The sequence below is a fragment of the Facklamia lactis genome (assembly GCF_015863205.1).
In the GTDB taxonomy this organism is placed as follows: domain Bacteria; phylum Bacillota; class Bacilli; order Lactobacillales; family Aerococcaceae; genus Facklamia; species Facklamia lactis.
This window is the reverse complement of record NZ_JACBXQ010000006.1, coordinates 165,931-185,809: the sequence shown is the minus strand read 5'-3', so window position 1 is coordinate 185,809 and position 19,879 is coordinate 165,931. Positions and strand designations below refer to the sequence as shown.

Below are 19,879 nucleotides of genomic sequence, written 5' to 3'. Positions count from 1 at the left end.
AATAAAAAAGCCTCGCTAAAACTGATATGAACCCCAAAAGTTAGAGTAAAACTCACCTTTGGGGTCACTTTAAATACGAGGCTATTTTATTAACGAGAATAATTTGGAGCTTCCTTAGTGATGTGAATGTCATGTGGATGAGACTCAATTAGTCCTGCTCCGGACATTCGCACAAACTGTGCCTCTTCACGTAAATCCTTAAGATTAGCAGAACCTGTATAACCCATACCAGATCTAATTCCGCCCACCATTTGGAAAATAATATCAGAAACACTTCCTTTGTATGGAACGCGCCCTTCAATTCCTTCAGGAACTAATTTATTGGCTTCGGATTTTGATTGGAAGTAACGATCACTTGATCCTTTTTTCATTGCTGCAAGTGATCCCATTCCACGATAAGATTTATATTTACGTCCTTGATATATTTCCATCTCTCCTGGAGACTCATCTGTTCCAGCCAACATAGATCCCAACATCACCGCATGCCCACCAGCAGCTAAGGCCTTCACTATATCACCTGAATATTTTATGCCCCCATCAGAAATAATCGCTTTATTAAATTCTCTTGCAACCGATGCACATTCATAAGTAGCTGTTAATTGAGGAACGCCAACTCCTGCTACCACTCGAGTTGTACAAATAGAACCTGGCCCAATTCCCACTTTTACTATATCTACTCCTGTTTCGAATAATGCTCGTGTTGCCTCTGCAGTCGCTACATTTCCCGCAATGATTGTCACATCTGGGTATTTTTGCCTAATTTCAGTAATTTTTCGGATAACCCCTTCTGAATGTCCATGAGCTGTATCAACCACTAGGGCATCAACTTGTTCTTTAATTAAAGCCTCAGCACGCTCAAAACTATCATTTGTAATTCCAATCGCTGCAGCCACTAATAATCGGCCGTGAGAGTCTTTTGCAGCAGATGGATATTGAATCACTTTTTCTATATCTTTAATTGTTATTAAACCAGATAAATGACCATTGTCATCTACAAGGGGTAACTTTTCTATTCTATTCTTATATAGAATAGCTTCTGCTTCTTCTAAAGAAGTTCCAATCGAAGCCGTTATTAAATTTTTACTGGTCATATGATCTTCAATTTTACCTGAATAATCTTCGATAAAACGCATATCACGATTAGTAATAATTCCCACTAACGTACGATCATCTTCACTTTTAATAATCGGAACACCTGAAATGCGATAACGTGCCATTAACTCTTCCGCTTCTTGTAATAAATTATCAGGAGTTAAATAGAAAGGATCTAAAATCACTCCGTTTTCCGAACGTTTTACCTTACGCACTTCGCCGGCTTGGTCTTCTATACTCATATTCTTATGAATGACACCCAACCCACCTTGACGAGCCATTGCAATTGCCATATTTGCATCAGTGACAGTATCCATACTTGCCGAAATAATTGGAATATTTAATTTTAAATTTGGAGCTAATTCAACAGATAAGTCAACATCATTAGGCAAAACTTCACTATGAGCCGGTACCAATAGGACATCATCAAAAGTATATCCTTCACGAGTAAATTTTGTTTCCCAAGACGACATAAACATCCTCCTATATTAATTATATATTTCATACTTATTATAAGTTAGATAAGCAGATAATTTCCACCTAATTTATCATGACAAAGTACCTTAAGCAAGTAAATCCTGAATAATAAAAAAATTATTTACTATTCATTCGGAAATAAAAACATCTGAGTGTTCAGGTGCCAATTCACCTAAAAGAGGCCGCCTTCAATTTTCCACTTATTTTTTAAATAAAAACGCAGTAATAATGATATTCCCCCGATAATAAGATAGACTAATGCTGGCAAAATAGGATTAATAATCCTTGGTAAAAAATACTGGCTGAACATTACAAGTCCAATCCATAAAACCATCGTAGCAGTTGATACTAAAAAGTACTTAGCATATCCTTTCTCACCTTTAGGCGCATCTGGGTTTGGCAATACTTTAGCAGTCTCCATCATTGCATAACCAGCAACCAAATAATTAATGATTAAGGTCAGTCCACCCATTAAAAATCCTTGCTGAGCTGTTCCTGATTTTCCCATCATTACTGTAAATCCCGTAATTATGGTAAAGATTGAACCAAGCATTAGCCCTCCATCAATTGCAATTTGCCAATCAGGAGATTTTTCAAGTTCCTCACTCTTCGTACTATGAGTTTGTCTAATAGCATCAGCAGTCTCAGTGGGAGTTCCATAAATTTGACGTGCAGTGTGACCCGTTCTTTGCCCTTCAATAAGCGTCTGAGCCATCTCTGAAAAAGCCATTGATTTCACACTAGCATCAATATTTTCTGTTGAAAGATGTTTATCAATATCAAATAAAAACTGGCGATTACGTTTTGTTAACTGATCCCATTCGGTATTAGTTACCCCCGCTATAACAGTATTTTGATTTTCATCTTGATCAAATGGCATCTGATTATTGCTTTCATTTGCCATTCTTTCTTCCTTTAATTTTTCATTTTGTTCATGATTACCCATTAGAATTCTCCTTTAAACATTAAAACGAAACAGCATTATATCGCCATCTTGTACTATATAATCTTTACCTTCAGAACGATATCTTCCATGTTCTTTTACAGCCGCTTCGGATCCATATTGCATTAAATCATTATAAGACATTGTTTCAGCCCTAATAAACCCTCTTTCAAAATCAGAATGAATAACACCTGCTGCTTGAGGAGCTTTCATCCCTTGACGAAAAGTCCATGCTCGAACTTCCTTTTCACCCGCTGTAAAATAGGTAGCTAAGCCTAACAAAGAGTAGACATGCTGAATTAAACGGTCTAAGCCCGATTCCGCCATCCCATAATCTTCAAGAAAGATTGCTTTTTCTTCGTCATCTAATTCTGCGATCTCTTCTTCTAATCTTGCTGAAACAGGTACAACTTCTGCGCCTTGTTCTGAAGCCAAAGCTCTCACCTGCTTTAAATATGGATTAGATTCTGAGTCACTTACTTCTTCTTCACCTATATTAGCAACATATAGCATTTTTTTACGTGTTAACAAAAATAAATTATTAACCATTGGCAATTGTTCTTCATAAAATTCAATAGAATTAGCTAACTGATTATTTTCTAATCCTTCTTTCAATTTTAATAATACTTCATATTCTGCAACAGCCTCTTTGTCTTTTGACTTAGCTAATTTTTCAACTCTTGAAATTCTTTTATCAATCGTTTCCAAATCAGCTAAAATTAATTCCAAATTAATCGTTTCTATATCGTCAATAGGATCAACTTTTCCAGAGACATGTGTAATATTTGAATCTTCAAAACATCTAACCACATGACAAATTGCATCTACCTGTCGAATATTGGCTAAAAATTTGTTTCCTAACCCTTCTCCTTTACTAGCTCCTTTGACAATCCCTGCTATATCAGTAAATTCAATAGTAGTGGGTATGGTCTTCTTCGGTTGAATTAACTGAGTAATATCCGATAACCTTTTGTCAGGAACTTCTACTACCCCCACATTTGGATCAATCGTCGCAAAAGGGTAGTTAGCTGCCTCTACCCCTGCTTTAGTAATTGCGTTAAAAAGTGTAGATTTCCCTACATTAGGTAATCCCACAATTCCTGCTGTTAATGCCATACTTTCACACTCTTTTCTTATAAATCATTTTTTTCTGATTGATGCTCTAATACTTTTTTTAATTTCTTATCAAAATCTCGTCGTGTCATTGTGACAATATGCTGACAGTGTTCACATCTTATTCGAATATCCATTCCCATTCTGATAATTTGCCAACGATTTGTTTGGCAAGCGTGAGGTTTACGCATTTCGACAATATCATATTTATCATAGGCTTTTGTATTCAAAATAAGTCCTCCTTCTTTTACACGTTATAACTGAATACCTAATAAATCTAAAATACGTGTCAAATCAGAATCACTAAAATATTCAATTTCAATTTTTCCTTTGTCACCTTTGCTTATAATATTAGTTGTTGTCCCAAATTTCTCCTCCATTTGTTCTTCAAGGGCCTTGAAGTAAGGAGGTTTCTGATTATTTTTCTTCTTCTTTGGTGGTTTTACAACTTGGCTTTGATTAGTTTGTTGGACCAAATCTTCTAATTGTCTGACTGTCAAATGTTCTCGGATTACCTGCTCAGCTATTTTCACCATTTGTGTTTTATCTTTTAATCCAAGTATCGTTCGAGCTTGACCCATCGATAACTTTTCTTGATTAACAAAATTTTTGATTTTGTCTGGTAATTGCAATAATCTCAAATAATTAGCAATATAGGGACGACTTTTACCTATACGATCAGCAACTTCAGCTTGAGTTAAATTCAAATTTTCCATTAACATACTATAGGCTTCAGCCTCTTCCAATGGACTAAGATCTTCACGCTGTAAGTTTTCAATGACAGCTATTTCAATCATAGCCTCTTCATCAAGATCTCTCACTATTGCTGGTATCGTTGTTTTTCCTGCGAGCCTTGAGGCCCTAACTCTCCGCTCACCTGCAATTAGCTCATAACCCTTGATTGAAGACTTCCTGATAATAATCGGCTGGAATACACCAGATTGCTTAATCGATTCTGCTAATTCATTTAATGCAGACTCATCAAAATGCTTTCTAGGTTGATATGGATTAGGTCTAATTTCTGATAAATTAATTTCAGATACAACCTCGCTATCAGAAGGATTTTCTTCATATACGCTTGAAAAGAGTGCTTCCATTCCTCTTCCAAGCCCACCTTTTTTGTTTCTATTCGTCACTTCCCACCACTTCCTTTGCTAAATCCATATACATGATAGCGCCTCTAGATTTTGGATCATAGTCAATCACTGACAAACCATAAGAAGGCGCTTCAGAAAGACGAATATTTCTTGAAATAACAGTATTATAAACTTTTTCTTGGAAATATTTCCTAACCTCATCTACTACTTCATAGCCAAGGTTTGTTCTAGCATCTAGCATCGTAATCAAAACACCTTCTATTCGGAACTGAGGATTATAGCTCTTTTGAACAAGTCGAATCGTATTTAATAACTGACTCAAGCCTTCCAAAGCATAATATTCTGCTTGAACAGGTATTAAGATCGTATCAGAGGCTGTAAAAGCATTGATAGATAACTGACCAAGTGAAGGAGGACAGTCTACTAGGATATAATCATATTCTTCAATCACTGGTTCAATTGCTTTCCTTAACCGAAATTCTCGTTGCTCAATACTAACCAACTCTATCTCTGCAGCAGCTAAAGAAATTGTAGAAGGAACTATGTCCAAATTATCACGAGAAGTAGATAAAATACTTTCTTCAATTGGTATTTCATTTACTAAAACTTCATAAAGGCTATTTTTGACATCTCCTCTTTCAATTCCCAATCCCGAAGTAGCATTTCCTTGAGAATCTGAATCAATAATTAAAACTTTCTTATTCAGAAAAGCTAAAGCTGCTCCAAGGTTGACAGTAGTTGTTGTTTTTCCTACTCCGCCTTTTTGATTACCGACAGCAATCATTTTCCCCATCATATACCTCCTTATTCTATTGGTGATTTTGCAGGTTTTCCTGCTTTTCTTGGATATTTTTTTGGAGTATCTAAAGTCTTCTTCATCAAAATAATTGTTCTTTCCCCTTCATCAAAAGGGAGTTTCGTTTTTTTCACTTCTACAATTTTTGCGCCCAGAACATTAACCGCTTTTTGAGCAATACGCAATTCTTCCTCGGTTTGTTTATGGCCACCTTTTAAAACCCAAAAACTCCCACCTTTTCCTAAGAGGGGTAAACAAAATTCTGCTAACACATTTAAAGGGGCCACTGCCCTTGCCATTACTAAATCAAACTGGCCACGATAGTTAAAATTCTGACCCGCATCTTCTGCTCTTGAATGAACCAATTGAATTGAATCCAATTCTAACTCACCTCTCAGAGTATCTAAAAACTTGATTCGTTTATTCAGTGAATCAATGATAGTTAAATTAAGTTCAGGATGTATTATTTTCATCGGAATACTAGGAAATCCTGCCCCAGCACCTACATCGCACACTTTAATATCGTAATTTTCTAAGGGGACTTCCCAAAGAGGTAAAATACTATCGTAAAAATGTTTAAGGTAAACTTCCTGCTTGTCTGTAATTGCCGTTAAATTAATTTTACTATTCCATTCTATTAATAACTCAAAATAACGTTCAAACTGTTGTATTTGTTTAGAATTAAGAATAATACCATATTGAGCTAGACTTTGTACAAATTCTTCAACGGTCATCTAAATGCTCCTTTATCTTAAAAAAATTGTGAAACAATTGTTTCACAGCTCTCTTACTTTACTAAAAATTCCTACAATTATCAATCTTTCTATCTATAAAATTGCTGCTCTTAATTAAGATAAGATCTGGATCATTTAAACTTAATTTACCTAATTTTTACCATATTCCTTTATGGTTAAACTATGGGATAGATAACTCAAAGCCTTTTCTTCTAATAAAATTCTTGATAAAAGGACTCCAACTAGTTCACATGGGTAAAAGAGTGGAATACGGTTACCTCTATTGAATTAATTTTTTCTTTTTGCTCTGACTCTATTTCTTTTTAAATATTAATCTCTAGCACCCTCTCAATAAATTTATCAGAATATTCTTTAGCTTCGGTTACTTCATATATTCTTTTCAAATTTAAGAGAGAAATGAAAATAAGAATCGTAAACATAGCTATTTTCAAATACCAGTCCTTCTTATCAATATTATACGTTATTGTTTCTCTTATGTCTGCTGACCCAATACTATTTAATAGCATTTCTGTATTAACTTAATTTTAAATTAGAACGAATTCCTTGAATAATCAGCGAATCCATTTTAACTTTATATAAATTTTATTAATAAAAATTTCGTTTAATTTCTTATGGATGCTTGCAGATTAAGGATAGGATTGCTATAGTAAAAAAAGTCGATTAAAATTTATTCTTGCTAGGAGGGACTTCCATTTCTGTTTTTATGTCAAAAGCCAAATTTAGGCGAATCAAGTTAATTGAATATTTACATAATGAGTTACAAGCTAAAAGCTATCGAGAAGTAGCAAAAAAGTTTAACACGAACCGAAGATCAATCTATGAAGATTTAAATTATTTAAGAGGTAAGTTCCCAGACATGGTAATTCAAACCGATTCCGATACCGTCTATTTACGATTACCAGATAATATACGAATTGATTATTTTTATACCTACATGATTCGGGAATCTGTTGCTTTCGATTTGTTAGAATCACTCTTTCTTTACAATGAATTTGAACGGTCTGAAATCATTAAAAAAATTGATATTAGTCAATCCACACTGTATCGTCTAGTCCATCAAATTAATATGGAACTGCTTGAACAATATGATCTTGAAATTAAACTAACACCTGTCAAATTAATTGGAGAAGAAGCCAATATCCGTACATTTTATAATCAATTATTTTCAGAAGCAGGTAATGTGATGGACTGGCCTTTTGAAATTGATTTGTATAAATTAGAAGAGTTCTTACAATTAATTGCACAAATCTTTGACTTCAAGTTAAATTTTGGAAACAAACATTATTGGGCCAATATTATTGCCATTAACATGATTAGAACCCGGTTAGGCAATAAATTACCAAATTCAGATAAAGCAAATTATTATTATCAAATGTTTGACAGCCCTGAGCACTCATCGTTTAAATCTCTTTTTCATCAGGCAACTGGTTTTGAATTTAGCAAGGATAGCCTTCAACAACTTTTCTATCCTTTTGTCCAAGAGAACTACATCGCAAGTTTATCACATTTTATAAGCAATGATTTGAATCAAGATAATGAAAGAAAATCGATCTTATATCTTAATACAATTATTGATGACTTTATCCAAGAGTTTGATGTTATTTTAACTAATAGAGATACACTCCTTTTTGAACTACATGATACTTTGCTGATCAACAAAAAAATTACGGTTAATACAATCCATGTTAATCGAAAGGGAAATTTCATCAAATTTCTTAAAAAGAATTTTCCGAAAGAATATCATTATATCAATGAGCGAATGACTAATTTCTATTTAAATTTTCACACTGAAAATAACCAATCAGTTGTTGATCAATTTGTTTATACTTTCTTCCTTAAATTCGATAATATTCTAGAACAGCTTCAAAATAAAAAAGCTAAATTAAAAGCTACAATTATTACAGATTTAGAATATGAACATGCAGTTTTTGTTTATAATTGGATTAAACAACGAGTTGGTCCCATTTTAGAGCTCGACATCTATGAAGAAAGTTCTATTTGCATAGAAAGACTCAATTCCCTTGATTCACAAATTTTAATTAGTAATTTTTATATAGAAGATATTGCAGATAAGCATATTCTTTGGATTGAAGATTATCCCACTCCACAAAATTATCAATCCTTAACAAAAATGATCAGTCAACTAGAATTTTAAAAATAACACGTCTCTAATGATTAGAGACGTGTTTTCCATTGTATGTATAAACTATAAAATTCCTCAAATTCTATTTATCTAACACTTTACAAGCGTTAAATAGTAAATAATTAAGAAATTTTTTCGCTATACTTACTTAAATTAAAACAAAATAGGTTATTCTTGAATTCGCACAATTTTTCCTTGTTGTATATAGACGGATAAAATAGCAATATCCGCAGGATTCACTCCTGAAATACGACTAGCTTGCCCAATGTTTGAAGGCTGGATTAATTTTAAGCGTTCACGAGCCTCCGTTGCTAAACTATCAACTGCATCATAATCAATATTTTCAGGAATTTTTTTCTCTTCCATTGCCTTCACTTTATCTACTTTTTGCAGAGCTTTTTTAATATAACCTGCATATTTTATTTGAATTTCAACCTGTTCTGCTACTTGACGATCAATTGACAAATTAGATTCAGGTAACACTTGTTGCAAATCCTTATATTTAATTTCAGGTCGCTTGAGTAATTCACTAGCTAAAATACCATCTTTTAAAGGAGTAGAACCGACTTTTGAAAAGTATTCAGCTAATCCAGATGTTTTAGGTGTCAAACGTATTTTTGTTAAACGATCCAATTCTTTGTCAATCATATTTTGCTTTGTTCTATATTTTTGATATGCTTCTTCTGATACTAGCCCAAGTTGGTAGCCTTTTTCTGTCAAACGTAAATCAGCATTATCATGTCTTAAGAGTAAACGATATTCTGCACGAGAAGTTAACAAACGATAGGGTTCTGTTGTTCCCTTTGTCACTAAATCATCAATCATTACCCCAATATATGCCTCAGATCGTTGTAAAACAAATGCTTCTCTACCTAATGCTTTATGAGCAGCATTAATCCCAGCAATAATTCCTTGTCCAGCTGCTTCTTCATAACCACTGGTTCCATTCATTTGTCCTGCAGTAAAGAGTCCAGGTATTTGTCTAACCTCTAAACTTAAAGTTAATTGATGAGGAACCACCACATCATATTCAATCGCATACCCTGGTCTCATAAGTTCTGCTCTCTCTAAACCTTTTACACTATGTAACATCTCTATTTGAACATCTTCTGGTAATGATGTTGACAAACCCTGAATATACATCTCCTTTGTATTTCGCCCTTCTGGTTCAATAAAAACTTGATGACGAGGTTTGTCACTGAATCGAACAATCTTATCTTCGATAGAAGGACAATATCGAGCACCTACCCCTTCCACAATCCCAGAAAACATGGGAGCACGATGTAGATTATTTTCAATAATTTCATGGGTTAAACTATTTGTATGAGTTAGCCAACAAGAAATAGGATCAGTAATATAGCTTTCATCAGAAGTAGAAAAAGAAAAATGATTAGGATTTAAATCACCTGGTTGTTCCTCTGTCTCCTCAAAATCAACAGAACTTTCATGAACTCTTGGTGGTGTTCCTGTCTTAAACCGTGCTAATTCTACTCCTAATTCTAATAAATGTTCTGATAATTTTACCGAAGGCAAAGTATTATTGGGGCCTGATGAATAATCTAATTCTCCAATTATGATTCGTCCTCTAGAATAAGTTCCTGCTGTCAAAACAACAGATTTAGCTCGATAAGTCGCCCCCGAATTGGTTATCACTCCTTGACACTGTCCCTCTTCAATTAAAAGTTGCTCGACCATTGCCTGTTTTAAATCCAACATTTTTTCGGCTTCCAAAGTATTTTTCATCGAGTTTGAATAGTAATGTTTATCTGCCTGAGCTCTTAGGGCTTGAACCGCTGGACCTTTTCCAGTATTTAACAATCGCATTTGAATATAACTACGATCAATGTTACGACCCATTTCTCCCCCTAAGGCATCAATTTCTCTTACTACCACACCTTTTGCTGGTCCCCCAATAGAAGGGTTACAAGGCATATAAGCAATCATTTCTAAATTCATTGTGATGAGTAATGTTCGACAACCAATGCGAGCGGAAGCAAGTGCTGCCTCACTTCCCGCGTGTCCTGCCCCTACAACAATCACATCATAATTTCCTGCTTCGTATGTATGCATCACTTTCCTCCTCTATCTTCCATAAATTTTACAGAATGATGGAATAACTTACCCTTAACATCATATTCAAATTTTGCCCAAAAAAAAGGCTTATCAGATAAGATCCAGTCTAAGTAAACATAATCACCCTCCCAAGTAGGTTTATCCATAATTTGATCATAATCAACCCACTCTAATGTTCCCTCATCACAATCCTCAATTATTTCTCCATCAAAATCTTTGACACGATAGACAAATGAATACCAATCGATTGAATTATGAGTAAAATCTGGAAAACTAATAAAACCAACTGGAATTAAATTCTTTGCATTCAATCCTGTCTCTTCTTTTATTTCTCGCTTTGCACATTCCTCAGGAGTCTCACCAGGCTCAAATTTACCTCCTACGCTTACCCACTTACCTTCATGTATATCATTTTCTTTTTTATTTCTATGTAAAAGCAAAAATTGTTTACCATTATCTAAATAGCAAATTGTTGATAACTGTTGCATTTTTTTCACCTATTTTCCTAAACAAAATTGGCTAAATAATTTATCTAATAGCTCATCTTGAAAACTGTCTCCAATAATTTCTCCCAATATTTCCCAAGCTCTTGTATAATCAATTTGAATCAAATCTACTGGTACTTGATCATAACTTGCTACTATTACCTCATCGAGTAATTTAATTGCTTGTCGTAATAAATTTGTATGACGAGAGTTTAATAAATAGTTGACATCTGTCGACTGTAGATTGCCAGCATAAAAAAGATTTACTATTTTCTCTTCTAATTGGCGAATACCATTTTCTGTTAACATAGACGTCAAAATCACTTCATTTTCTTCAGCATAATTAGAAATATCATGAGGAACAATTTTAGCGACCAAATCTTCTTTATTAAATAAAATTATTCGCTTTTTACCTTGCGTCAATTCTAATAGTTCTATATCGATCTCTGTCAAAGATTCTGTTTGATTTAAAACAAGTATAATTAAATCTGATTTGTCAATTAATTCACGACTTTTTGTCACACCAATTCGTTCGACCAACTCATTTGTTTCGCGAATACCTGCTGTGTCTACTAAATGAAGCGGTACACCCTGAATATTAATGTACTCTTCAATGGTATCTCGAGTAGTTCCGGCAATATCAGTCACAATTGCTTTGTCAAAACCTGTCAAACGATTTAAAAGGCTTGATTTCCCTACATTGGGGCGACCCACAATAGCAGTTTTTATCCCATCCCTAAATAAACGTCCATTTTGCGCCATTTGTAAAATGTCCTCTATTTTTGATTTGACATTCTTCGCTGTTAGCACCAATTCGTTTGTTGAAATTTCCTCAACATCATCATATTCTGGATAATCAATCGTCACCTCTACTTGTGCTAAGGTATTTAACATTTCTTGCCGCAATTCTCGAATTTTTACTGAAAGAGAACCTTGTAATTGATTAATTGAAGCATCCATCGCTCGACTAGTTTTTGCTTGTATCAGATCCATTAGTGCTTCTGCTTGTGATAAATCAATCCTACCATTCAGAAACGCACGTTTAGTAAATTCACCTGGTTCAGCCATTCTTGCTCCAAGCAATAGACATTCTTCAAGAATTCTTTGAACTGCCATGACACCCCCATGACAATTTATTTCTATTACATCTTCACGTGTATATGTTTTGGGTGCTTTCAATACTGTCACCATCACCTCATCAATAATATTATCTTGGCGGTCAATGATATGGCCATAATGAATAGTGTGACTATTAACTTCCAAAAGATTTTTTCCTCTAAACATTTCCGAAGCAATATTAAGTGATTCTGGACCGCTTAATCTTACAATACCAATAGCACCTTCACCTAATGCTGTTGAAATAGCAGCAATTGTGTCCGTTAGATACATTGTTTTCCCCTTTCAAAAATTTCATAAAAAAAGTGCCCAACGAAAAAACCTCATAAAAGGTTATTTTTTCGTAAGCACTTTGACTGCTACCTATTATCGATGGTATTGTATCAAATACATAGTGGAAGAGCAAGATTTTTGAAAAAGTTATTAAACAATTTTTAGTTACGTTAGCTTGATAAAAAATGGTAAAATACATAGGAATAGGATGTGATTTAATGCATAAATTTGAACAAATCTATCATGATCTAAAAAATAAAATTAAAAATGGTTATTATCCAATCGGATCATTAATTCCTAGTGAGCCTGACCTTGCTATATATTATCATGTATCTCGTGAAACAGTCAGAAAAGCTCAAAAACGTTTAATTGATGAAGGATTTATCCATAAACAAAAAGGAAAAGGAGCTATCGTTTTAGACTATGAACAATTTTCGCTTCCAATTTCTGGTCTAGTTTCATATAAGGAACTCATACATGATCAAAATTTAAACAGTCATTCACATATTATTTTAAATCAAACTACTGATGTTCCTAAAGAATTAATTGGACTCTATGATATTAATGATGATGAAAAATTTATTCATTTAATACGAGCCCGTCAAATTGACAGTGAAATTTTAATTATTGATGAAGAGTATATTCGCACTAAGTATGTCAATGAAATACCCAGCGATAAAGCATTATCTTCTATTTATCAATACTTTGAAGAAGAACTTCATTTAGAAATAGGTTATGCTATTAAAGAATTTTATGCTGATTTATCTAATGAATTGGATCGACAATGGATGAACATCTCAGAGACAGATTACATTATGATGGTTGCTAGTCATGTTTTTCTCGCTGACACTTCTTTTTTTCAATTAACTAAATCTAGACATCGTATTGACAAATTTCGTTTTAAAGAAATTGCGCATCGCCGTCAGCATAGATAAAGAAAGCGAATGATGGAAATTCCCCATCATCCGCTTTCTTTATCTCTATCTACATAGTGGTCTCTGTTATCTCCTCCGTAGAAGGAGTCGAATTTGTCTGATTCAACCACGTAGGGTCAATCGTGTATATTCCATTAGGTGGATAATCAATCGTAGCCGGAAGCATTCCATTACCATAAACTTCCAATCGTACTTTATCCACTTTTAAAAATTCTGCAGTTGTTGATACTAAAGCAGCTATAACTGCTTGTTCTCCTGCAGGGTGTTTATTGAGATCAGCAACAACTCCTGATGTAAAATCAACCTCTCCAATGTCTTCTTCTTTTGAGATATCTAATATATCTATTTCTTGCCCTATCCATTTTTGTTCCTGGAATAGTCGTTTAAGAGCACTGGCTAGCGTGTCATCTGTCTGCCAAGAAAATGGAACAACTTGTTTTTCAATTAAAGAACCATTTTCATTTTCAACTGGAACATATATATCAATATTATAAACCAGCATCACATCAGTAGAGTATTCTTTTAAATAGCTAGACAGTTTATTTTGCTCATCCCAAGTAGCGATTAAGCCATAATCTTTAGCATATAATTGATGAACTTGCTTGTCATTAGTATCCGTCGTCACTTCAACCACTTGACTGAATTGTTTATTATCAATTTCAACATTTTCATATATTGCAGTAATCTCACTTTGATTCTGTCCATCATACGTCCATCGGTTACCTGTTACTATCGGTGCTGCTAATAAAACAAGAGGTTGAGAAAGGGTATTATCATATTGTTCCGAATCTAAATAGTTCCGTAAAACATTCTCTGGCTGAAAAGAAGCGAATTGTTTGATTTGATTACCATCCCACTGGTAAAGACTAGACATAGTTTTATTATCTTTGATTTGACGGACTTGCATTTGCCCACTACTCTCATCATAATGGTCCACATAACTAATCATATCATCTGAAAATTTTTTAATCTGATTTGCTCTAAAAGGAATAAAATCCATAATCGAATATTCCGTTCCTTCAGCTGCTTGCTCCCATTTAGAAGTATCAATAGTAATGTTAGGATTTTCTTTATTTGGCGATGCCTGAGTCTCTTTAGTGGATTCGTTTGGCTGAGTTTCTATGCTAGACTCTATTTTCTCTTCCGTAGTTGTTTTTTCTGCTATTTTAGACTCTATTTTTATTCGATTTTCTTCACTTAGTTGAATCATTGGTTCTCTACTGCAACCTACTAATATAAAAATAACACCCAAAAATAACAACTTTTTAACGACAAACATTTTAGCCACCTCCCCACGATAAAATCAATTATAGCACAGTTCAGCAGTCATATAACAATAAATTAGTTAATAAAAAGGATTTCGTTTTTAAAAAATCGAAATCCTTTCAAATAATTATTCAAATAGGTAAGCAACCGTTTCATACGGACCAAAAATTAATGTTTCTTGTCCCTCATATATATTAGACAATTTACCGTTGCCGATTAATTTAGTAGCCTTACAATGGGTAAACTCTTCAGGCATTCTAAATTCACAGTCTGCTTCATAAAAATGGCTAACAACCAATAATTTTTTAGAATTCTTCGATTCTCTTACGTATACCATAAAATTAGGATCATCTAACATTAAACCACGATAGTGACCTTTTTGAATCAATTCATTATTTTTTCTTAATTCAATTATTTTTTGATAATATCGAAATATTTTCCCTTTTTTTAGCTCATCTTCAACATTTACTTGTAAATAATTATCTGCTACATTAATCCAAGGTTCTACCTTACTAAATCCTGCATTTTGACTTCTATCCCATTGAATAGGCGTTCGACTATTATCCCTAGATTTAGCTTGAATAATTGCCATAATTTTATTTTTAGTATAACCTTTCTCTTTCATAATATGATAATAATTATGGGTTTCAACGTCATGATATTGCTCAATAGATTCAAAATTAGGATTAGACATACCAATCTCTTCACCTTGATAAACATAGGGAGTTCCTCTTAAAAAATGAATCGTTTGTGCCAGCATACTTGCAGTTTCAAAAGGATAGTTCTCTGGATCACCGAAACGACTATTTGCTCTTGGCTGATCATGGTTATTTAAGAATAGAGCATTCCAGCCATTGCCATCAGACATTCCCTGTTGCCATTCATTTAAAATTCTTTTTAATTCAATAAAATCAAAAGGTGGGTTAGACCATTTCTCTCCATTTTCATAATCTACTTTTAAATGATGAAAAGAAAAAATCATAGAAAGTTGATTTTGACATGGATTAGTATAAAGAATTCCTGAGGGAACAGAAGTAGAAGACATTTCGCCTACCGTCACAAAATCTTGATCCTGTCCAAAAGTTGCCTGATTTAATTCTTTAATCCATTCATGGACAATCGGAGTATCTGTATAAAGAGCTTTCTCCTCTTTTGAACCTGGTTCCGGACTATCAATTAATACTTCCGATTTTCCAATAACATTTAAAACGTCAAATCGAAAGCCTTTAACCCCTTTTTTCATCCAAAACTTTACAATCTCATGTAGTTCTTTTCTAACCCTAGGATTATACCAATTTAAATCTGCTTGTGTTTTATCATATAGATGCAGATAATATAGGTCTGTTTCACCAAATTGTGCCCATGCAGGACCACCAAATTTAGATTCCCAATTAGTCGGTAATGATCCATCTTCTTTTAAAGATCTTAAATAATAAAAATCTTGATACTTTGGATCACCTGCTAACGCTTTTCGAAACCATTCGTGTTCGATCGATGTATGGTTAAATACCATATCTAACATCAGATCTATTCCACGAGTTTGTGCTTCAGCCACTAGGCAATCAAAATCATTCATATTTCCAAACATTGGATCTATCTCTAAATAATTACTTACATCATATCCATTATCATTTTGTGGAGAAGGATAAAAAGGACTTAACCAAATCATATCAATCCCTAATTCTTTTAAATAATCTAGACGTTTGATAATACCAGGTAAGTCTCCGATTCCATCCTTATTACTATCCTGAAATGATCGAGGATATATTTGATAAATAACACGTTGGCTTAAGTCCATAAATCCTCCCTAATCTTTACTTATTAAAAAATGGAATATCAAAATCTAGGCCTGCTTCTGTTAAGAAATTAGCTTTCTTAAAAGATAAAGTTAAAATAATTGGTACCACGATCGCTACAAACATCGCAATAAAAAACCAAAGCATTGATTGTTGTTGAATCACTAAAAATCCTGGTAAGCCACCAACACCAATAGAATTAGCTGTAATATTTGTAACTGTGGAAATAAATCCAGCAATTCCAGAGCCAATCATTGCTGCAACAAAAGGATAAACATATTTTAAAGTGACTCCGAACATGGCAGGTTCAGTCACACCTAAAAAAGCTGAAATATAAGAAGGAACCGTAATTTGTGATTCTTCATCATCTTGGCGTGTCATCCACCAATACGCCACTACTGCTGAGGCTTGAGCAATATTTGACAAAGCGATCATCGGCCAAAGAACCGTTCCACCATTTGACGCAATTAATTGAGTATCGATCGCATTGGTCATATGGTGTAAACCTGTAATCACAAGTGGCGAATACAAGGCACCAAATAAGAAACCAAAAATAGCTTTTAATGGACCTGTTAACCCCCATGTAACACCTTTAGCAATTAAATCACCAATCCACCAGCCCACAGGACCTAAAACCGTATGAGCTAATATAACAGCCGGCAATAAGGCTAAGAAAGGTACTAAAATCATCGATAAATATTCTGGTACATGCTTTCTCCAGAACTTTTCAAACCAAGATAAAGTAATTCCTGCAAACATCGCAGGGAGAACTTGAGCCTGATACCCTATCATATCTAATTTAACAAAACCAAAATCCCACTGAGGAACTGTTCCATCCGCTAAAGCTTCAGCTGCACCATAAGCATTTAATAATTGTGGTGAAACTAAAGTAAGCCCCAATATAATTCCAAGAATTTGAGTGGTCCCCATCTTACGCGTTACAGACCAAGTAATTCCAACTGGTAAAAAGTGAAAAATCGCTTCAGCAGGTAACCATAAGAAATGATTAACACCATTCCAGAAAGTTGACACATCTACAATCGTATTCCAAACTGGACTTCCATCTGCATTAGTCTGAGCTACCCCTTCAACAACTTTTTGTCCTAAAGCTTCAAAACCAACACCTTCTAATATGTTACGGAAACCGAGGATAAGGCCTCCCACAATGATAGCTGGAATTATAGGTGCAAACACTTCTGCTAAAAATGTCATAATTTTTTGCCACCATGACTGATTCGTCTCAGAAGCAGCTTTTACATCTTCTTTACTGGACTCAGTAATCGATGTGTTTTTTGCAAACTCTTTATAAAATTCTGAAACTTGATTACCCACAATGACTTGAAACTGGCCTGCCTGTGTAAAAGTCCCCTTAATTGATGGTATCGCTTCAATATTTTTTACATCTGCTTTTTCTGGATCTTTTAAAGCAAAACGCATACGAGTTGCACAATGAGTCATCGCATTAATATTTTCTTCGCCACCAATCAGCTCTAACAGATCTTTAGCATCTTTCTCAAAATTCGCCATTAAATCCCTCCTATTTCTAGATCATGTCTATACAACTTGTTAAATGCATATTATCATGAAACCGGTTTTAATGCAACGCTTACATATTCACATTTTTTATTTCTTTCATTTAATTAAAAAATTAAAAAACCAGCCAATTTGGCTGGTTTTTCATTATGCTTCGTAATCTACGACTAAATAACGATTAGGGTCTTTTCCTTCAGAATGAGTGGAAATATGCTCAATTTTACTTAAATAAGCATGAATTTGCTTTCGTTCATAAGCAGGTAAAGGATCTAAAATAACTGTTTGCTTAGTTTTTAATACTTGTTCAGCTGTTCGCTGTGCCATTTGTTCTAATACATTTAATCGACGATCCCGATAGTCTCCAACATTCAACATCACAGAAATCCGACGACGATTACGGCGATGAATCATAACTTGAACTAATGTTTGCAGAGCATTAATAATTTTGCCGTGTTTACCAATAACAAGACCAGATTTATCCGTTTCAATATTGAAGATAATTTGATTACCTTTCATTTCATAATTTACTTCTGCTTCTGCACCGTATTCCCGAATAACATTTTCTAAATACCTACAAATTGCATTTCGTTCCTGATCTAGCTCACTTTCACTAACTACTTCGTTTTTTACTGGCTCCATTGTTGAATTTTGTATATTATTAACCAAATTAGTTGCTTCTTTTTGATCAAGAGAATTCTGAACGTCATCTTGTTTCTTTTTTTCTTCTATTTCTAAATTATTTTTTTCATTACTCTGCTTTATATCAGCTTCTTGATTGAATGTTTCAACTTCTTCAATTTCATTCACTTCAGATACACTTTCTAACGCTTCTTGTTCATTATTTTTTCTAATGTAATCAGCTGTTTTAGATTGTTTTTTTGCTTTAGGTAAATCAGAAGAAATTCCTGCTTCCTTTTCCAACTGTTGAGTAATTTCTTTCATTGATAATTCCGTTTTTGCAGTAATATTTACGACTGCTTCTTGTTTTCCAAAGCCAAAAAAGCCTTTTTTCCCCTCACTAATAATACGAATCTCTGCATCTTGTTCACTAATATTTAATTGTTGCAAACCTTGTTGAATCGCTTTATCCACGCTTTCTGCTCTTACAGTTAATGTACGGTCTAACATTTTGACACTCCTTCTCGATTTTAACGACGACTTTTTACTTTTTTCAATGCTTTTTTCAATTGACGTTCTTTCTCTTTTTCTACTTGCTGCTTTAATTGTCTTTCTTCAATAATTTTATTTGGATTATTAAACGCATAAGTAGTAAGAACTGAAAGTAAATTTGAGATCACCCAATATAATGAAACGGCACTTGGTAAACCTAATGAAATGAAAAAAATCATAATTGGCATCATATATAACATCGATTTAGTACTAATATTTTGCTGAGGATTAGCTTTCATATTTAAATAAGAATTCCAGTAAGTCAAAAGAGCTGCTAATACTGGTAAAACAAAAAATTTATCCGGTTCCCCTAAGTTCATCCATAAAAAATGGCCTTGTCGAATTGTTTCATTTCTTGATATGGCCTGATATAAAGCCATTAAAATTGGAAATTGTAATAATAAAGGAATACAACCTGCAAATTGATTAACACCTCGTTCTTCCATTAAGGCTTGTTGCTCAACCTGCATTCTCTCTAAAGAATCTTTATCTTTATTTGGGTATTTTTTCTTTATAGCTTCTATTTCAGGCTGTATTTCCATCATTTTACGCTGAGACTTCATTTGCATAATATTTAAAGGAAGTAATAAAAGTCTAATAATAATTGTAAATAAAATAATACCTAAAGCAAAATTTCCACCAAATAGATTACTTAACCAAATAATAAACTGTGACAAATTATACAGAATTATACCATCCCAAATACCTGTAGAGTCACTTGTAATAGGTTCATTAATATTACCGCATGCGCTTAATAATACCATCAAAAAAGCTAATATTACTATTCGATTCAATTTAATTTTTTTCTTCATTATG

17 protein-coding genes are annotated in these 19,879 nt (G+C 33.7%); 2 read left to right on the top strand and 15 right to left on the bottom strand.

All coding sequences use genetic code 11. The annotated features are described in order from the left end of the window. Window positions 1–89: 89 nt before the first annotated feature. From guaB to rsmG, 7 genes are all read right to left on the bottom strand, one after another. On the bottom strand, window positions 90–1,565 hold the full coding sequence (gene guaB, locus HZY91_RS10175; protein WP_197116146.1) for an IMP dehydrogenase: 1,476 nt from the start codon (window positions 1,563–1,565) through the stop codon (window positions 90–92). Between the two features lie 176 nt (window positions 1,566–1,741). Continuing rightward, a complete protein-coding gene (locus tag HZY91_RS10170) occupies window positions 1,742–2,515 on the bottom strand; it encodes a DUF1129 domain-containing protein (protein WP_197116145.1) in 774 nt (257 codons plus the stop codon). A gap of 12 nt (window positions 2,516–2,527) precedes the next feature. Continuing rightward, window positions 2,528–3,628, bottom strand: coding sequence for a redox-regulated ATPase YchF (gene ychF, locus HZY91_RS10165; RefSeq protein WP_197116144.1), 1,101 nt, complete (start codon window positions 3,626–3,628; stop codon window positions 2,528–2,530). 17 nt (window positions 3,629–3,645) lie between these two features. Next, window positions 3,646–3,855, bottom strand: coding sequence for a DUF951 domain-containing protein (locus HZY91_RS10160; protein WP_197116143.1), 210 nt, complete (start codon window positions 3,853–3,855; stop codon window positions 3,646–3,648). Between the two features lie 24 nt (window positions 3,856–3,879). Continuing rightward, window positions 3,880–4,722, bottom strand: coding sequence for a ParB/RepB/Spo0J family partition protein (locus HZY91_RS10155; RefSeq protein ID WP_197116184.1), 843 nt, complete (start codon window positions 4,720–4,722; stop codon window positions 3,880–3,882). A 28-nt stretch (window positions 4,723–4,750) separates the two neighbouring features. Next, complete coding sequence (locus tag HZY91_RS10150; protein WP_197116142.1) at window positions 4,751–5,515, bottom strand: ParA family protein; 765 nt, start codon at window positions 5,513–5,515, stop codon at window positions 4,751–4,753. Window positions 5,516–5,526: 11 nt separating this feature from the next. After that, the gene (gene rsmG, locus HZY91_RS10145) at window positions 5,527–6,252 is read right to left on the bottom strand and encodes a 16S rRNA (guanine(527)-N(7))-methyltransferase RsmG (protein ID WP_197116141.1); all 726 of its coding nucleotides are present in this window, start codon (window positions 6,250–6,252) and stop codon (window positions 5,527–5,529) included. A 724-nt stretch (window positions 6,253–6,976) separates the two neighbouring features. On the opposite strand from rsmG, the gene HZY91_RS10140 reads away from it, so the two are divergent. Beyond that, on the top strand, window positions 6,977–8,428 hold the full coding sequence (locus tag HZY91_RS10140; protein WP_197116140.1) for an AcpB/EbpR/MafR family transcriptional regulator: 1,452 nt from the start codon (window positions 6,977–6,979) through the stop codon (window positions 8,426–8,428). A gap of 156 nt (window positions 8,429–8,584) precedes the next feature. Here the strand turns inward: HZY91_RS10140 and mnmG are convergent, their stop codons facing one another. From mnmG to mnmE, 3 genes are read right to left on the bottom strand one after another with little or no spacing between them, the layout of a single operon-like run. Next, entirely contained in the window at window positions 8,585–10,486 is a 1,902-nt protein-coding gene (gene mnmG / locus HZY91_RS10135; protein WP_197116139.1) for a tRNA uridine-5-carboxymethylaminomethyl(34) synthesis enzyme MnmG, read from the bottom strand. Then, window positions 10,486–10,977, bottom strand: coding sequence for an NUDIX hydrolase (locus HZY91_RS10130; RefSeq protein WP_197116138.1), 492 nt, complete (start codon window positions 10,975–10,977; stop codon window positions 10,486–10,488). Before HZY91_RS10130 ends, mnmG begins: the two co-directional genes overlap by 1 nt. Before the next feature lie 9 nt (window positions 10,978–10,986). Beyond that, complete coding sequence (mnmE, locus tag HZY91_RS10125; protein WP_197116137.1) at window positions 10,987–12,363, bottom strand: tRNA uridine-5-carboxymethylaminomethyl(34) synthesis GTPase MnmE; 1,377 nt, start codon at window positions 12,361–12,363, stop codon at window positions 10,987–10,989. Between the two features lie 218 nt (window positions 12,364–12,581). Here mnmE and treR point away from each other — a divergent pair, with 218 nt between their 5' ends. Beyond that, on the top strand, window positions 12,582–13,298 hold the full coding sequence (gene treR, locus HZY91_RS10120; RefSeq protein WP_197116136.1) for a trehalose operon repressor: 717 nt from the start codon (window positions 12,582–12,584) through the stop codon (window positions 13,296–13,298). Between the two features lie 49 nt (window positions 13,299–13,347). On the opposite strand, the gene HZY91_RS10115 is transcribed toward treR, so the two are convergent. The 5 genes from HZY91_RS10115 to yidC form a co-directional block, all read right to left on the bottom strand. Next, window positions 13,348–14,577, bottom strand: a complete 1,230-nt coding sequence (locus tag HZY91_RS10115) for a GerMN domain-containing protein (protein WP_197116135.1) — start codon at window positions 14,575–14,577, stop codon at window positions 13,348–13,350. Window positions 14,578–14,691: 114 nt separating this feature from the next. Continuing rightward, the gene (gene treC, locus HZY91_RS10110) at window positions 14,692–16,362 is read right to left on the bottom strand and encodes an alpha,alpha-phosphotrehalase (RefSeq protein ID WP_197116134.1); all 1,671 of its coding nucleotides are present in this window, start codon (window positions 16,360–16,362) and stop codon (window positions 14,692–14,694) included. A 16-nt stretch (window positions 16,363–16,378) separates the two neighbouring features. Further along, complete coding sequence (treP, locus tag HZY91_RS10105) at window positions 16,379–17,887, bottom strand: PTS system trehalose-specific EIIBC component (RefSeq protein WP_197116133.1); 1,509 nt, start codon at window positions 17,885–17,887, stop codon at window positions 16,379–16,381. Window positions 17,888–18,040: 153 nt separating this feature from the next. Continuing rightward, a complete protein-coding gene (gene jag / locus HZY91_RS10100) occupies window positions 18,041–19,021 on the bottom strand; it encodes an RNA-binding cell elongation regulator Jag/EloR (protein WP_197116132.1) in 981 nt (326 codons plus the stop codon). A gap of 20 nt (window positions 19,022–19,041) precedes the next feature. Further along, a complete protein-coding gene (yidC, locus tag HZY91_RS10095) occupies window positions 19,042–19,875 on the bottom strand; it encodes a membrane protein insertase YidC (protein ID WP_197116131.1) in 834 nt (277 codons plus the stop codon). Window positions 19,876–19,879: the final 4 nt, after the last annotated feature.

Bases quoted from the DNA above. Each gene is read 5' to 3' on its own strand.
- guaB (WP_197116146.1), bottom strand. From the start codon at position 1,565: ATGTCGTCTTGGGAAACAAAATTTACTCGTGAAGGATATACTTTTGAT.
- HZY91_RS10170 (WP_197116145.1), bottom strand. From the start codon at position 2,515: ATGGGTAATCATGAACAAAATGAAAAATTAAAGGAAGAAAGAATGGCA.
- ychF (WP_197116144.1), bottom strand. From the start codon at position 3,628: ATGGCATTAACAGCAGGAATTGTGGGATTACCTAATGTAGGGAAATCT.
- HZY91_RS10155 (WP_197116184.1), bottom strand. From the start codon at position 4,722: ATGGAAGCACTCTTTTCAAGCGTATATGAAGAAAATCCTTCTGATAGC.
- HZY91_RS10150 (WP_197116142.1), bottom strand. From the start codon at position 5,515: ATGGGGAAAATGATTGCTGTCGGTAATCAAAAAGGCGGAGTAGGAAAA.
- rsmG (WP_197116141.1), bottom strand. From the start codon at position 6,252: ATGACCGTTGAAGAATTTGTACAAAGTCTAGCTCAATATGGTATTATT.
- HZY91_RS10140 (WP_197116140.1), top strand. From the start codon at position 6,977: ATGTCAAAAGCCAAATTTAGGCGAATCAAGTTAATTGAATATTTACAT.
- mnmG (WP_197116139.1), bottom strand. From the start codon at position 10,486: ATGCATACATACGAAGCAGGAAATTATGATGTGATTGTTGTAGGGGCA.
- HZY91_RS10130 (WP_197116138.1), bottom strand. From the start codon at position 10,977: ATGCAACAGTTATCAACAATTTGCTATTTAGATAATGGTAAACAATTT.
- mnmE (WP_197116137.1), bottom strand. From the start codon at position 12,363: ATGTATCTAACGGACACAATTGCTGCTATTTCAACAGCATTAGGTGAA.
- treR (WP_197116136.1), top strand. From the start codon at position 12,582: ATGCATAAATTTGAACAAATCTATCATGATCTAAAAAATAAAATTAAA.
- HZY91_RS10115 (WP_197116135.1), bottom strand. From the start codon at position 14,577: ATGTTTGTCGTTAAAAAGTTGTTATTTTTGGGTGTTATTTTTATATTA.
- treC (WP_197116134.1), bottom strand. From the start codon at position 16,362: ATGGACTTAAGCCAACGTGTTATTTATCAAATATATCCTCGATCATTT.
- treP (WP_197116133.1), bottom strand. From the start codon at position 17,887: ATGGCGAATTTTGAGAAAGATGCTAAAGATCTGTTAGAGCTGATTGGT.
- jag (WP_197116132.1), bottom strand. From the start codon at position 19,021: ATGTTAGACCGTACATTAACTGTAAGAGCAGAAAGCGTGGATAAAGCG.
- yidC (WP_197116131.1), bottom strand. From the start codon at position 19,875: ATGAAGAAAAAAATTAAATTGAATCGAATAGTAATATTAGCTTTTTTG.